The organism is Pseudoclavibacter sp. RFBG4, assembly GCF_002931515.1.
GTDB lineage: Bacteria > Actinomycetota > Actinomycetes > Actinomycetales > Microbacteriaceae > Pseudoclavibacter.
In genome coordinates, this window is sequence record NZ_PSYC01000012.1 from 34370 (window position 1) to 48755 (window position 14386).

Sequence of the window (14386 nt, forward strand, 5' to 3'; positions counted from 1 at the left end):
TATCGCGGCGAACAATGCTGGTTTAGTGAAGCGCGAGGGTCGGCACGTCGATGCTCTCTGAACACGATTCGCCTCACCTGGCGAAGTCGCGGCGAATACCGTGAGGTGGCCACCGAACCGCATATCGCGGGAGTATTCGCGGAGATAACTTGTTGACGCGGCAAATGCCGCTGCTCTGCCTTGGAAACGCGGCTACCTTTAGGCCTCGCTTGAGGTTCCCTTGTCGACGAAGGCTGCCCGCGAACACGTCGCTAGATGCGTGTGTCGATCTGCGTCGCATGCTCCGCGCCAGAGATCGACGCCGACTCGACGAGGAACGAGATGCACTTCTCGCTCACGTATGCCGGGAGCACCGGGATCAAGCGGTCGACGGTTCGCGCGAGCGTTCCGAGCTGCTTGCGCCCCAGCCGCTGGCCGGCGACCTTCGTGGCGCGCTCCCAGAAGCCGTGCTGGTTCGGCCCTGTCTCGTGGTCGAGCTCGTGCTTGCGCTCGAACTTCACTCGAGCGGCCCCCGAGTGGAACGAGCGATCCACACGAATGCCCGTCGTTACGGCTGCAACATAGTGAGGAGTCTCCAACTCGGGGACGAGTCGAACGGGGATGCCGGCCTTGTGCAGCCGATAGCCCATGTCCACGTCCTCGAACCCGTAGGCGCGGAACGCGAGGTCGTACTCGCCGACGAGGTCGTACGCGCTTCTCGAGATCGAGACGTTCCCCGCCCAGTACTTCCACTGCTCGGAGACCGGGGTCGTGTAGGCCGTCTGGCGGAACTTGAGGTCACGCGGCCTGCCGTAGATCTTCGCGTATGGCGTCGTCGGCAGGACATTCAGGTACAGGCCGATCAGTCCCGCCTCCCCGCGTTCGTGCTCGGAGATATGGGTCGATACATAGTTCGGGGCGGGGACGAGGTCGTCATCGCATCGGACCAGGATGCTCCCGCTCGCCGCCTCGAAACCAGCATTGAGCGCGGCCGACCTCCCGCGATTCTCGCTGAAGACGATGGAACGGATGGGGAGGTCCCCCGCCAGCTCTTCGATCAGGGCTTCCGACCCATCGACGTCACCGTCGAGAACGACGATCGCTTCCCATTGCGCAGAGTCCTGTCCACGAAGAGCTTCGATGAGCCTCGGCAGGCGTCGTGCGCCTCCGCGGCTTGGCACGATGATCGAAACCAGAGAATGTGTCATCCGTTATCCATCGTCGGAGTGCGTGATTTTGCCGTATGTTCTAGATTTGCCGGGTCTGACGGGGCCTCTCGAACTCCCGTGACTCTAGCATGCGGCATTTACTTCCTTGCACTCCGTTGGCGGGCCTCTTCGACGTGGATCGGGTGACGGGGTGCACTAGTCTCGTGAACGCACGCACTGGGGGTGCGAAGGCCGGCTTCGGATATCCGAGGACGCAAAAGCGGTGTTCTGGAGGCGGATGATGTCTGACGAATCGAGCTCGCAGGGCGAGACTCGTCGTTTGGGCGACCGTGCAGCCCGCGGTGGATTGCACACCGGTCTCGGGCAGATCTCAAGAGTGTTCCTCCAGATGGCATCCGTTGTCGTCCTCGCTCGCCTGCTGGATGCCCGGGACTACGGCCTGATCGCGATGGTCCTCGCGATCGTGGGCGTTGGCGAGATCTTCAGAGAACTGGGACTCTCCGGGGCGGTCATCCAGGCCCATACCTTGAGCCGTGCCCAACGAGACAACCTGTTCTGGATCAGTGCAGGTGCCGGTCTCGTGATGGCCGTGGCCGTAGCGGCGGCCTCGCCGCTGATCGCCGGCATCTACGGGGAGCCATCGCTCATCGCGATCACGATCGCGCTGGCCCCGACGTTCTTCATCTCCGGCCTCAGCTCCCCCTACCGCGCCCAGCTCACGCGCGGCATGCGCTTCGGCACGATCGCAATCGCGGACGTCGTCTCCGGCACGCTGGCGCTCGGTGCCGGAGTTCTCTTCGCACTGGGAGGTGCTGGCTACTGGGCGCTTGTCGCACAACAGCTGCTCAGCGGCCTCATATCCCTGATCGTCATGCTCATCGCCTCCCGATGGGTGGCGCGCATGTATGACAGGGCCACCAGCGTGAAGTCGTTCCTGAGACTGGGCGGAGCGGTGCTCGCGACCCAGGTCATGACGTACGTCTCGTCGAATATCGACGCAGTGCTCATCGGTGCCAGATACGGCCCGACCGAGCTCGGCTATTTCAACCGCGGCCTGCAGCTCATTCGAACTCCGACGAACATCCTGCGCGGGCCGGTGGGCAACGTGACGCTGCCCGTCATCGCGAAGTTGCAGCACGAGCCAGTGCTCGTCGTTCGGTTCGTCGAGCGCGCGCAGGTTCTGGCGTCGTTGCCGATTCTCATCATGCTGGGCTGGTTCATCGCGTGCGCGGACGCTGTTGTTCGCCTGGCTCTTGGTGACCAGTGGTTGCCAGCGACGGTGATCATGCAACTCATCGCCATGGTCGAGGGCCTCTCGACGCTCACTGTCGTTGTCGCCTCTCTCCTGATCGGACTCGGCCAGGTGCGGGGCTTGGTCACGCTCTCGGTCGTGACGCTCGTGCTCAAGGTCACGTTCCTGCTCTTCGCGCTGCCGTTCGGCGTCGAGGCGGTCGTGTTCGCCTCTGTTGTGCTCCAACTGCTCGGAATCCCACTGGCCATCTATTACGCGCGTGCGGTCACCAGCCTCCCTCTCGGGCGGCTCATGGTGCAGTCACTGCGCATTCTCGCGGTCACGGGGCTCGCGACCTTCGGTGCCTGGTGGGTCATGAATGCATGGGTTCCCCCTCTTGCTGCGATCCTCGAGATCTTGGCCAGTGGCGGTGTGCTTGCGGCGCTCTTGAGTCTCGGTCTCCTCTTCCCACACGTCCGTTCCGATTACTTCGTAGTCCTCTCGACGGCTCAGAGAGCGTTGAAGCGGAAAGCCAAGAAAAGCCAGAAAGTAGACGACGTCGAATGAACAGCACTTCATCGATCGACAGCATCTCGGTCGTTATTCCGCACTACGGCGATCCCACCGACGCGCAAGCGCTGCTCGCGGTGCTGCAAGGCGGTGTCAGCAGGGTGCCGGTCGACTTCATCGTCGTCGACGATGCTTCGCCGATCTCGTTTCCGGAGACGAAGGGCGTCCAGGTCCTGCGACGCACGGAGAACGGCGGCTTCGGGACGGCGGTCAACACCGGCATCCGGGCCGCGGCCGGGACGCACGTCCTCGTCCTCAACAGCGACCTGTCCGTCAGCGATTCGTTCCTCGATGACCTCGTTGCGCGTGCCGCAGAGCACGGCGACAAAGTCGTGAGCCCTCACGTCGTCGGGCACTCAGGGGAAGCACAGTGGGTGGGGCGTCGCTTCCCGTCCACGACGCAGTACCTGGTCGAGTGGCTGACGGTGTTGGCTCGATTCCGAGGCACGGCTTGGTGGCACAGAGCGGTCGGGCACGACCTCAGATGTGTGGCCGGGGCGGTTGTCGAGGTGGACTGGGTCATGGGGGCGGCCATGCTGCTTCCACGAGAAGCCGTTCGCAGCGCTGGCGGCTTCGACGAGCTGTTCTACATGAACTGCGAGGAGATCGATCTGCAGCGGCGTCTGCGCCGCGAGGGTGTGCCCGCTCTCTTCCTCGGCACGGTCGAGGTGGCGCATGAAGGCGGGGCATCGACGGATCCCCTTCGGCGTCGGAGGTGGCTTGTCGACTCGCGCTTCAAGTACGCGGAGAAGTGGCACGAACGTCCGGCGCTCCAACGGAGCGTCCTCGTCTGCGCGTCCCTCGTGAATTTCGTCACGAACGGGGCGAGGCAGGTGGCCGGACGGCCCATCTCCGCACGGAGAATCCTTCGAGAAGAGCTTGGGCTGCTCCGCTAGCTGCACGGTGCGAAAGCCGCTTCAAGCGGGCCCTGATCGCGAGCGCGTGTCGTCACACCGACGACGCCCCCGAGCGGTCCCGCTGGAACTCGGCGATCGTTCCTTCCGACTCCCCGGAACCTGAACGGAATACGGCATAGTCACCCCGAGTGGCCATTTGTCTGGACGATTCGCGCTCAGGGTGTGGCACGGCCCTGGCCTGCTTCGTGGTGTGCCCCGATGCTGGACGCGGATTCCTGCGCCAGCCTGCGCGCAGGCGCACCACCAGGGGGATACATGCGAACTGCACACATCGTCGCCGTCACGCTCGCCGGCATCGGGCTCATCGGAGCCGGCACGGTGATGCCAGCGGCTGCCGCGACCGTGGTCGGCGCTGCCGGGGCGTTGACGTCGCTCACGACGACGACGGACCTCAGCTGCCACGCATCCGTCTCGGGAACGCCGGACACGCCGCTCTTCGGACTTGGAACGAGCTGCCTGACAGCTGTAGCCGCTGGAGACACCCTCAACGTGCCCGCCGACTTCTGGCTGAGCGGGCTCGTGGGCGAGGAGGCCCGGGCGCTCCAACATGAATGGTCTCCGCTCTCCCAGACGAGCACCGGCATCGGCACCGGAACTGAGCCCTTCCAGATCACCACGGTCGTGGACGGCGACCTCCTCCGGGTCACCCAGGTGGACACCTACGTCTCCGGCGGCTCCTCCTTCACGACGTCGATCGAGGTCGCCAGCCTCGCGACAGAGCGCCTCACCCCGATCGTCTACCGCGTCGCGGACTGCACCCGTCCGGAGACGGGATATCTCGCCTACGCGGAACCACCGACAGGCGACGGGTCAGTCCTCTGCCGAAATGTCGAGGGCATCGCGACCGGCCCCTGGGGGCTGGGCACCACGGCGGGCGACGACTACGCGCAGCTCATCCCGCTCGCCGAGGGCAGCCGGTTCGCGATCGACCAGAGCAGAGGAGTCGGTGCGGCCATGGGCCTCCAGGTCCAGTTCATGGACAGCGCGACGTCTGCTGGCCACGCGAGAGACCACGTCATGGGCCTGAGCTGGATGCTGGACCTCGAGCCGGGTGCCTCGTCCAAGGTCGCCTTCCAGACGCATTACTCCGTGCAGGGCGAGCGGGCGGGGTCAGCGGTCCGGTGACGCTCTCCGGATCCACGATGCGTGGCACCGATTTCATCCAGGCCTCCGTTGCGGTCGAGATCGCACCGGCGACGTCGCCAACTCTGACGGCGGTTGTCTCGGGGGCACCCACTCCGGCCCCGTCCGCGGCTCCCGCCGTATCCACTTCGTCGACGCCTGATGGGCACGCCGCCGCCTCCGCACCTGGTTCGGCGGATCCCTCGTCGGCACTCGGGCCGGGTGCTCTCGCAGCGACCGGCGTCGACGACGCCTTCGGCGGAGTGCCCCTTGTTGCAGGTCTTGTCCTGCTTCTCGGCGGTGCTCTGGCCACGCTCGCCACGCGGGCTCGGCGATCCGAGAGGTCTAGAAGAACATCGTGAAGGTCAGGCGCAGCGTCTCCTCCGTGAGCACGGCAGCCGACGAGAGTCCAGCGGATGCGAGCAGGGCACCGGGGTGCGCCAACCCGACGATCATCTGGCGCAGTCTCGGGAGCTCGGCGAGGAACGCACCCGGCACGCGCGAGCGCTCAGCCGAAGGGTGCTCGCGCCATCCGCGGAGCTTGGCGAGGAACCAGGCGCAGCGAAGCAGGAAGACGAGCCAGATCGCCAGCACGACCGGGAGCATGAGGCCCGCGAAGAGCTGGATGCCCGAGTAGGTGATCTCGTCTTCGCGGTTCTCCGCCATGAGCTGCAGCAGCGTCGAGAGGCTCGCGCTCATCACCACCGAGATGGTCCACGCCGCGAACCCCACGACGAGCGTCACGAAGCGAACGAAGAAGTGCCCGAACACTGAATCGTGCTCATCGAGGTGGCTGCGAGGAGTGCGGAGGAGGAGGGCAACCGTCGCCGTCAGCGAGGGCAGCGATCCGACGACGACGACCGCCGCCCACACGGGCATCGGCCAATCGGCGACCCAGCCAAGGGCCGTTGTGGACGCGAGGACCACGAACCACGCCCAACTCCACCGCAGCGGATGGGCGACGAGCGTGGCGGGAAGTCGCCGATCGACAGTTCCGAGGAAGCGTCGCTCAGGCGGCTCCGGCGGGGGATTCATGCGCCAATGCTATTGCCCTTCGAGGTCAATGGAGATGGTGCTCTGCCCTCGGTTTCGGCGGAACGGCGCATGCCGAACGGTGATGTCGCGCCGGTCACCCGGACGGAGCCTCCACAGGGGAGCTCTCCCTGTACCTGGACCGAGCCAATTCGGGTAGGCTCGGGTATTCGGAAGGTCGGAACTCGACGGGGGTCAGTCGCCGGCCGACCTGGTGCGCGGGGAACGCCCCGCGCAGGAAGCAAGGGGGAACGACGATGTCCATTCACGAATCAGATACAGAGTCGGAGAGAGGCGCTGAACGGCGCAGCCTGCTCAGCGCCGTCGCCTGGGCCACTCCGATTATCGCCGTGTCCATAGCGGCGCCCGCTCAGGCCGCGTCGGAAAATGAGGGGCCCGCCTGAGAGGCAGCTGCTCAGACGGGCACTGCGCTGACAGGTGGGGCCAGGGAGCGGAATGGGTATCGCCGCTCACGTAACCTGTCCTGGTGAGCGGAAGCAGAACAGGGGCGGTGCGTCGGGCGGCCTCCATCGCGGGTGTTGCGGTGGCTCTCGTCATCGCCGTCATCGCGGCCGGACTGCCCCTCTTCGTCTTCCCCTCCATGGATGAACCCCGAGAGGTCGACGCGATCGTCGTCCTCGGCCCACCGCGCGAGGCGCGCATCCAGGTCGCCCAGCAGCTGGCCGCCGACGGCTACAGCGACACGATCGTCATCGCCGTCGACGACTACGGCCTCGACGCCGCCATCAGCATCGACGCGTGCAAGGCGGAGGCGGGTGACGGGTCCACTGCGCCCGTCACCCGCTGCCTCATCCCGGAACCCTTCACCACGGCAGGTGAAGCTCTCATGGTCAAGCGGTTGGCCGCGGCGGAAGGATGGGAGTCGGTCATGATCGTCACGAGCGTCACCCATATCTCGCGCGCGCGCATGATCTTCACCGACTGCCTGGGCGGGGGAGTGCTCGCCACGGACGACGGCGCCGGCATCGACGACTCCAACTGGGCCTGGCAGTACCTGTACCAGTCAGGGGCCTTCATCAAGGCGCTCGTCGCGCCGACCTGCTGACCGCGACGGCTCAGTTCGGCGGATGCCAGGCAGGGCGACCTGATATGTCGGTCGTTCTCGATACGGTAGGCGCATGACGACACGTCGCAACGAGGGGGCAGCATGACCGCGCTTGACCACACCACCGTGCAATGGCGCAGGGTTTCCGCGAAGTACATCTGGTCTGAACTCCTCGGGGCGTTCTTCTGGGCGCTTGTGGCGCTCGCGGGAGTCATCGCTCTCCTCGTGATCCCGGACGTCTCGAACTGGATCGCGTTGGCCCCCGGTGCGATCCTCCTCCTGATCCTCATCTCCATCCCGTTCGAGTGGCGACGCGTGCGGGCTATCGGCTATCAGCTGCGCCAGGACGACCTCGTCTTCCGCCGGGGTCTCTTCTGGAGTCGCATGGTCGCTATTCCCTACGGTCGTCTGCAGCTGGTCGACATCCAACGCGGCCCGGTCACCCGCATCTTCGGGCTCTCCTCGCTGAAGGTCGTCACCGCCGCCGCAATCACCAACGTGACCATCCCCGGCCTCGACTGGCGCGATGCCGAGAAGCTCCGGGACGACCTCGTCGCACTCGCCGAGACTCGTCGAGCAGGTCTCTGATGAGCGCCCACCTCCCACCGCAGTCTCCGGGCGCGCAGTTCGGGGGTCCGCCGCTTGGGCCGCCGCAGGGACAGGCTCCGGGGCCGGCGCTCGGGCAGGGGTCCGACCTGATCGACGGCGAGTGGCATCGACTCCACCCGCTCACCCCGCTCCTCAGGGTCGGCGTGTTCGTCATCGCGATCGGCGCCTTCCTCATCAACCAGTCCTGGCAGACGATCACGAGCTTCATCTTCCCGCAGCTCGACGAGTACAGCGGCGCCGAGTACGACCCCACGAGAATGGTCTTCGAGAACCAGACCTGGCTGCTCTGGGCCGCACTCGGGACGCTTCTCGTCATCCTCCTCCTGGGACTCTTCAGCTACCTCTCGTGGCGCTTCGCGCAGTTCCGAGTCAGCGACACCACGATCGAGCTGCAGAGCGGCGTGCTGTTCCGGAAGAGCCGTCAGGCGAGACTCGATCGAGTGCAGGACATCAACATCCAGCGCCCGCTCGTCGCGAGAATCGTCGGGGCGTCCAAGATCGAGATCGGCGTCGCCGGCGAGAACGCGAACATCCAGCTCGTCTACGTGCGAACCCGTGACGCCGACGGCATTCGCGCCGGCATCCTGCAACGCGCATCGGGGGCGAAGCGCAGCGAGCGCGCGGCTCACGGCCAGTCGTTCGAGGGCCCCGGGCAGCCCGGTGCAGCAGGCGCCAACGGCGGCATGCACATGCCGATGAGCGCGGGCCAGCCGAGCGGTGCCGGCCCAGCAGGGCAGGGACCCGCCCAGCGCCCGCCGACCGCCGAGCAGCTTCGCACGAGAGCCTCCGAGTTCTTCGCGCAGCGAGTCGAGGAGCTCACGAGCCCCGAGCTCGCCCCCGGAGAGGCAGCGCCGCAGTCGGTGGTGCGCCTCCCGCCGTGGCGCCTCGTGGTCGCCAACCTCGTCAACCCGTGGCTCGTCGTCATCGTCGTCGCGCTCGTCGCAGGGCTCATCGTCACCTTCACCTTCGGGTTCTGGTGGCTGCTCTTCTCGATCCTGCCCCTCGGCGCGGTGTTCTTCGCCATCACCGCCGGTCAGATCCTGCCATCCCTCAACTACAGCATCGCCGCGACGCCCGACGGCGTGCGCGTCGGTCGTGGGCTCCTCACCACGAGCAACGACACGGTCCCGCCCGGCCGGATCCACGCAGTGCAGGTCTCCCAGCCCCTCTTCTGGCGACCCTTCGACTGGTGGATGGTCCGCATCACCCGGGCGGGCACCGAGCAGGTCTCCTCCGACGGCTCGCAGAACCAGGCGGCGCTCACCCGCAACCTCGTGCTCCCTGTCGGCACGCGAGCTGAGACCGAGCGTGTGCTCGCACTGCTCCTCCCGATGCTCGTCAACGACGAGGTGCGCCGCCTCATCGAGCTCGGCATGTACAGCAAGGGCGACGACGACTACTTCGTCACGGCCCCCAAGCGCGCGGCGTGGATGCGGCCCTTCTCGTGGCGTCGACACGGGTTCCGTCTCGACAGTCGCGCCCTCTACCTGCGCTTCGGAGCCTGGTCGCGCAAGCTCACCATCGTGCCAGCTGAGCGGATGCAGTCCATCGGTCTCGACCGCGGCCCTATCGGCTACTTCGCGAACGTCGTCAACCTCCACGCCCACACCGTGCTCGGCATGGGCGTCACGACCCGCATCGGCATGGTCGACGGCGACATCGGCGTTCGACTCTTCGACGATGTCTCCGCTGTCGCCATCCGCGCCGCGAGCCTCGACACGTCCCACCGCTGGCGCGAGGCCGCGACGCTCAGCGCCATCGCGACCGCCCGCATGCGCGTCGCCGATGCGGAGAGCCGCGGGACCGCAGTCGACAGCCAGACGATCGCCGTGCTGCAGGCCGAACGCGAGTACCAGCAGGCTCTCGCTCAGAGCGGCGTTGACGGCACCTCCACGCCACCCGTGGCGGAACCGTCCGGCGCGCAGGAGGCGGCGCCCGCGCCTGATCTCTCGAGGATCCCGGCGCAGTTCGGCTCTGCCAGCTCAGCTGGATCCGTGCCCTCAGCCGGCGTCGGCCCTTCAGGTCCCTCCGAGCGCGCCGACGGGGATTCGGCAGCTCCCGATCCTTCCGCGGCGCCGACGCCCATGCCCTCGGCCATCGGTCCCGTGCCAGGGGCGCCGGCGAACGGTGCTTGGGCCCCCGTCTCCTGGGAGCCCGTCGCCGCGCCGCCGGCATCGCCCGACTCCACGATCGACACGACCCCGACTCCCATCCAGTCGCCGGCCACGATCGGGCCGGCGCCAGCGGCAGCGGCAGCGGACCGCCCGCCAGCCGAGCACGAGGCTGCGCCATCCCAGGCTGCGCCCTCCGAGGCTGCGCCCTCCGAGGCTGCGCCCTCCCGGGCGCCGCAGCTCGCGAACGGCCAGGCCCACGAGCCCTCGGGCGCCACGGATCAGCCGCAGCCGCTGACCCGGCGTCAGCTGCGGGAGCAGCGAGAGAACGGCACCGCCCCAGACCAGCAGCCGGGCAATGGCAGCAGACAGCCTCCGGAGGGCAGCGCATGAGCACACGTGAAGGACGGCTCGGCATAGGACTCGTGGGTGACTCGCCCACAGGTCTCATCGTCGCAACCGCACTCGCCGGAGCCGGGCACGCACTGGTCGGCGTCGCCACCGAGTCCGTCGAAGCGACCGAGCGTGCATCCGCCATGCTCCCCGGGGCACCCAGCCTCACCCAGCGGCAGGCCATCGAGCGCAGTGAGCTCGTGATCCTCGCCTTCGAGGAGGACGAGCTCGAAGCACGGATCCTCGAGCTCTCCGAGACCAAGGCGTGGGTCGCGGGTCAGCTCGTCCTGCACACCGTCGCCGGGCGAGGGACTGCCGTGCTCGGCACAGCCCTCGACCGAGGCGTGATCCCGCTCGCCGTGCATCCCGCGATCGAGATCACCGGGACGAGCCTCGACCTGCACCGTCTCAAGGAAGCCTGGTGCGCGGTGACCGCGCCGCGACCGGTGCTCCCCATCGCGCAGGCCCTCGTCGTCGAGCTCGGCGCTGAGCCCGTCGTCATCGCGGAGCAGGACCGCCCCACCTACGCGGAGGCACTCCACACCGCGACGGAGTTCACTCGCTCCATCGTCAAGCAGGCCACAGAGCTGCTCACCGGAATCGGGGTCGAGAACCCCGGCTTCATGCTCTCCAGCCTGGTGCGCTCCGCCGCAGACAACGCCCTCGCCGACGCCACCCCGCAACGCCTCGACCCGCTCGACGGTACGCTTCCTGAGGCGGACCCGCGCTCGTAGCGGCAGCCGCAGGTTCCGAGGAGGGCTCTTGCCACACGTTCTGACCACGATCGCCGAAGCCAAAGCAGTGCTCCGGGAGGTTGGGAAAACCGACACGATCGCCCTTGTGCCCACGATGGGTGCTCTCCACGAAGGCCACCTGTCGCTCGTCGACATCGCCAAGCGAAGCGCTACGAAGACGGTGGTGTCCGTCTTCGTGAACCCGATGCAGTTCGCACCGGGCGAAGACTTCGAGCGCTACCCGCGCACCTTCGATGACGACCTCGCGAAGCTCGACGCGGCAGGCGTCGACTACGTGTTCGCGCCCGCGGTCAGCGACATGTACCCCAACGGCATCAAGCAGACCCGCGTCGTCGGCGGACCTGCCGCTGGCATCCTCGAGGCGGCGCACCGGCTCGCGCACTTCGACGGTGTCCTCACGGTCGTCACGAAGCTCTTCAACATCATCCGCCCGAACGTGGCGGTCTTCGGCGAGAAGGACGCGCAGCAGCTGTTCCTCGTGCGGAGCCTCGTTCGCGACCTCGACCTCGATATCGACGTGCTCGGCGCGCCCATCATCCGGGAAGAGGACGGCCTCGCGCGCTCCAGCCGCAACGTCTACCTCTCCGACGACGAGCGCAGCGCGGCCCTCAGCCTGGTGCGCGCACTCTCTGCCGCTGCCGCCAACGGCGACCGCGGCATCCGCGAGATGATCTCGCAGGCGCAGGGAGCCCTCATGGACGAGAAGCTCGTGAAGATGGACTACGTCTCCATCGTCGACCCCGAGACGTTCGTGCTCGTCAACGAGGCGTACCGCGGGACGGCGCTCGTGCTCGTCGCCGCCCGCGTCGGCACCACGCGCCTCATCGACAACATGCCGGCTTACGTCGGCGAGTACCGCTAAAGCGCTCGCGCGCAGCTCCGGCTTCGGCTTCGGGCCGACGCTCGCGAACAGCGCGAGTGCAACGTCCCGCTCGTCTCGTTGCTACGCTGAACGTTCCACGACCCCTGGGGGAACACACGCATGAGCTTTCGCATCCTGACGGTCTGCACGGGCAACATCTGCCGTTCGCCACTCGCCGAGCAGCTGCTTCGAGACGGACTCCGGGATCTGCCCGGCGTCACCGTCGAGAGCGCGGGAACAGGTGCCCTCGTCGGCAGCGGCATGCCTCAGCAGGCACTCGCGCTCGCCGCCCAGTACGGGGTGACGGATGCGGAAGCGCACATCTCGAGGCAGCTCACGGAAGACATCGCCCGCGGAGCAGGCCTCGTGCTGGCGCTCTCCCGCGACCACCGACAGCGCATCGTCGAGCTCGCCCCCTCCGTCGTCCGGCGAACGTTCACGCTGCGCGAGTTCGCGCACATTGCGAGCCAGGTCACCGCGGAGGACCTCGAGGAGTCCTACGAAGCGCCGGGCGCGAGCCACGGCTCGCGTCGCTCGCGTCGCGAAGCGCTCGAGGGTGCCACAGACGGCGCCGACGCGGGCGCCTCAGAGCAGGACATCGTCACCGCCGCGCTCGCTGCGGCCGTTGCCTCCGCTGCCCCGCTTCGTGGCCTCGTCGCCCCGCTCGAGAACGCCGCCGACTACGACGTGGTCGACCCGTTCCGCCGCTCGGACGAGACCTACCAGCGCTCGGGCCGCGAGCTCGTGCCGGCAGCCGAGACGATCGTCGCCTACCTCGAGGGCGTCGTCGACTGGGCGAAGGCCCGCACGGCCTGACCACCGCGAGGCTCGCCGGTTCGCGCGACGGCGCGAAGTGCACCAAACTGGGGGAGTGCGTTTCCGAGCGCCATTCGTCGCGCCCGGGACACGCATCCACACCCAGCCGCACGAAACGCAAGGAGCCCGAATGGCCGACGCGCCCATCCAAGACGCACTCTCCGAGGCCGAAGCCTCCGAGCAGAAGCAGGTGCGTCTCGAAAAGCGCGCGCGGATGCTGGACTCGGGCATCGCGCCCTACCCCCTGACGCTCCCCATCACGCACACCATCGCGGAAGTGCGTGCAGCCCACGCCGAACTGGAAGACGGCGCGTCGACCGGCGAGCGCGCGGGCGTCGCGGGGCGCGTCGTGCACCTCCGCAACACCGGCAAGCTCTGCTTCGCGAGCCTCCAGGCGGGTGACGGGTCGCGCATCCAGATCATGCTGTCGCTCGCCGTCGTCGGCCAGGAGCAGCTCGACCTGTGGAAGGAATACGTCGACCTCGGCGACCACGTCTTCGCTGCCGGTGAGATCATCTCCTCGCGCCGCGGCGAGCTCAGCATCATGGCCGACGAATGGCGGATGGCGTCCAAGGCCGTCCGGCCGCTCCCGAACCTCCACGCGGAGCTGAGCGACGAGACGCGCGTCCGCCAGCGCTACCTCGATCTCATCCAGCGACCCGTCGCCCGGGAAGTGGTGGTCGCTCGCGCCAAGACCAACGCCTCGCTGCGCCAGACCTTCGCGAACCACGAGTTCCTCGAAGTCGAGACGCCCATGCTGCAGACCATGCACGGCGGTGCCGCGGCCCGACCGTTCGTGACGCACTCCAACGCGTTCGACACCGAGCTGTTCCTGCGCATCGCCCCCGAGCTTTACCTGAAGCGCGCCGTCGTCGGCGGCCTCGACCGAGTCTTCGAGATCAACCGCAACTTCCGCAACGAAGGCGCCGACTCGACCCACAGCCCCGAGTTCGCGATGCTCGAGGCATACCAGGCCTACGGTGACTACACCTCGATCGCCGACCTCACCCAGGAGCTCGTGCAGAACGCGGCCCAGGCCGTCGCGGGCTCGCACGTCGTGACCTGGGTGGATGGCACCGAGTTCGATCTCGGCGGCGACTGGGACCGAGTGTCCATGTACCCGTCGCTGTCGGAGGCGGCAGGCGTCGAGATCACGCCGTCGACGCCCCTCGCCGAGCTCGAGGCCCTGGCCGCGAAGGTTGAGGTCGAGGTCGACCACCCCACACACGGCAAGCTCGTCGAAGAGCTCTGGGAGCACTTCGTCAAGGAGGGCCTCACCCGTCCGACGTTCGTCATGGACTTCCCCGTCGAGACGTCGCCGCTCACCGCATCCCACCGCTCGATCCCCGGGGTCGTGGAGAAGTGGGACCTGTACGTTCGCGGCTTCGAGCTCGCGACGGGGTACTCGGAGCTCATCGATCCCGTCGAGCAGCGTGCCCGCTTCGTCGAGCAGGCGGCGCTCGGGGCACGCGGAGACGCCGAGGCGATGCGCGTCGACGAGGACTTCCTCGCTGCGCTCGAGCACGCTATGCCTCCTTCCGGCGGCATGGGCATGGGCATCGACCGCCTGCTCATGGCCATCACCGGCCTCGGCATCCGCGAGACGGTGCTGTTCCCCCTCGTCAAGTAGGGCCCTCGTCAGGTAGCGCCCCCCGCCCCCCAGCCTGCCCAAAGATGACTTGTGGTCGTCAAACCTCGAGTTTGACGACCACAAGTCATCTTTGGAGCGGGGGATCGCGGGGGGCGTCGGGGGA

General features: G+C 67.5%; 12 protein-coding genes. 10 read left to right on the top strand and 2 right to left on the bottom strand.

Annotation, left to right across the window (positions count from 1 at the left end):
• Positions 1 to 251 precede the first annotated feature (251 nt).
• Positions 252 to 1187: a glycosyltransferase family 2 protein gene (locus tag C5E10_RS03185; RefSeq protein ID WP_104330415.1), complete on the bottom strand. Its 936-nt coding sequence runs from the start codon at positions 1185 to 1187 to the stop codon at positions 252 to 254.
• A gap of 241 nt (positions 1188 to 1428) precedes the next feature.
• On the opposite strand from C5E10_RS03185, the gene C5E10_RS03190 reads away from it, so the two are divergent.
• The 3 genes from C5E10_RS03190 (at position 1429) to C5E10_RS03200 (ending at position 4991) form a co-directional block, all read left to right on the top strand.
• On the top strand, positions 1429 to 2946 hold the full coding sequence (locus C5E10_RS03190; protein WP_258070981.1) for a lipopolysaccharide biosynthesis protein: 1518 nt from the start codon (positions 1429 to 1431) through the stop codon (positions 2944 to 2946).
• Positions 2943 to 3845, top strand: a complete 903-nt coding sequence (locus C5E10_RS03195; RefSeq protein ID WP_181062617.1) for a glycosyltransferase family 2 protein — start codon at positions 2943 to 2945, stop codon at positions 3843 to 3845. Before C5E10_RS03190 ends, C5E10_RS03195 begins: the two co-directional genes overlap by 4 nt.
• A 276-nt stretch (positions 3846 to 4121) precedes the next feature.
• Positions 4122 to 4991, top strand: coding sequence for a hypothetical protein (locus C5E10_RS03200; protein ID WP_104330418.1), 870 nt, complete (start codon positions 4122 to 4124; stop codon positions 4989 to 4991).
• A gap of 342 nt (positions 4992 to 5333) precedes the next feature.
• Here the strand turns inward: C5E10_RS03200 and C5E10_RS03210 are convergent, their stop codons facing one another.
• The gene (locus tag C5E10_RS03210) at positions 5334 to 6023 is read right to left on the bottom strand and encodes a hypothetical protein (protein WP_146080137.1); all 690 of its coding nucleotides are present in this window, start codon (positions 6021 to 6023) and stop codon (positions 5334 to 5336) included.
• Positions 6024 to 6507: 484 nt separating this feature from the next.
• Between C5E10_RS03210 and C5E10_RS03215 the strand changes: the two genes are divergently transcribed.
• From C5E10_RS03215 to lysS, 7 genes are all read left to right on the top strand, one after another.
• Complete coding sequence (locus tag C5E10_RS03215) at positions 6508 to 7086, top strand: YdcF family protein (protein ID WP_146080138.1); 579 nt, start codon at positions 6508 to 6510, stop codon at positions 7084 to 7086.
• Between the two features lie 102 nt (positions 7087 to 7188).
• Positions 7189 to 7674, top strand: a complete 486-nt coding sequence (locus C5E10_RS03220) for a PH domain-containing protein (protein ID WP_104240378.1) — start codon at positions 7189 to 7191, stop codon at positions 7672 to 7674.
• On the top strand, positions 7674 to 10199 hold the full coding sequence (locus C5E10_RS03225; protein ID WP_104330422.1) for a PH domain-containing protein: 2526 nt from the start codon (positions 7674 to 7676) through the stop codon (positions 10197 to 10199). The genes C5E10_RS03220 and C5E10_RS03225 overlap by 1 nt, the downstream gene beginning before the upstream one ends.
• The gene (locus C5E10_RS03230; RefSeq protein ID WP_104330423.1) at positions 10196 to 10933 is read left to right on the top strand and encodes a DUF2520 domain-containing protein; all 738 of its coding nucleotides are present in this window, start codon (positions 10196 to 10198) and stop codon (positions 10931 to 10933) included. The genes C5E10_RS03225 and C5E10_RS03230 overlap by 4 nt, the downstream gene beginning before the upstream one ends.
• A 28-nt stretch (positions 10934 to 10961) precedes the next feature.
• Positions 10962 to 11816: a pantoate--beta-alanine ligase gene (gene panC / locus C5E10_RS03235; RefSeq protein ID WP_104330424.1), complete on the top strand. Its 855-nt coding sequence runs from the start codon at positions 10962 to 10964 to the stop codon at positions 11814 to 11816.
• Between the two features lie 120 nt (positions 11817 to 11936).
• The gene (locus C5E10_RS03240; protein ID WP_104330425.1) at positions 11937 to 12632 is read left to right on the top strand and encodes a low molecular weight phosphatase family protein; all 696 of its coding nucleotides are present in this window, start codon (positions 11937 to 11939) and stop codon (positions 12630 to 12632) included.
• 130 nt (positions 12633 to 12762) lie between these two features.
• Complete coding sequence (gene lysS, locus C5E10_RS03245) at positions 12763 to 14262, top strand: lysine--tRNA ligase (protein ID WP_104330426.1); 1500 nt, start codon at positions 12763 to 12765, stop codon at positions 14260 to 14262.
• The last annotated feature ends 124 nt before the right edge of the window (positions 14263 to 14386 follow it).

Excerpts from the sequence above, each read along its gene's own strand:
- C5E10_RS03220 (WP_104240378.1), top strand. The coding sequence starts at position 7,189 with ATGACCGCGCTTGACCACACCACCGTGCAATGGCGCAGGGTTTCCGCG.
- lysS (WP_104330426.1), top strand. The coding sequence starts at position 12,763 with ATGGCCGACGCGCCCATCCAAGACGCACTCTCCGAGGCCGAAGCCTCC.
- C5E10_RS03240 (WP_104330425.1), top strand. The coding sequence starts at position 11,937 with ATGAGCTTTCGCATCCTGACGGTCTGCACGGGCAACATCTGCCGTTCG.
- C5E10_RS03230 (WP_104330423.1), top strand. The coding sequence starts at position 10,196 with ATGAGCACACGTGAAGGACGGCTCGGCATAGGACTCGTGGGTGACTCG.
- C5E10_RS03200 (WP_104330418.1), top strand. The coding sequence starts at position 4,122 with ATGCGAACTGCACACATCGTCGCCGTCACGCTCGCCGGCATCGGGCTC.
- C5E10_RS03190 (WP_258070981.1), top strand. The coding sequence starts at position 1,429 with ATGTCTGACGAATCGAGCTCGCAGGGCGAGACTCGTCGTTTGGGCGAC.
- C5E10_RS03225 (WP_104330422.1), top strand. The coding sequence starts at position 7,674 with ATGAGCGCCCACCTCCCACCGCAGTCTCCGGGCGCGCAGTTCGGGGGT.
- C5E10_RS03185 (WP_104330415.1), bottom strand. The coding sequence starts at position 1,187 with ATGACACATTCTCTGGTTTCGATCATCGTGCCAAGCCGCGGAGGCGCA.
- C5E10_RS03195 (WP_181062617.1), top strand. The coding sequence starts at position 2,943 with ATGAACAGCACTTCATCGATCGACAGCATCTCGGTCGTTATTCCGCAC.
- C5E10_RS03210 (WP_146080137.1), bottom strand. The coding sequence starts at position 6,023 with ATGAATCCCCCGCCGGAGCCGCCTGAGCGACGCTTCCTCGGAACTGTC.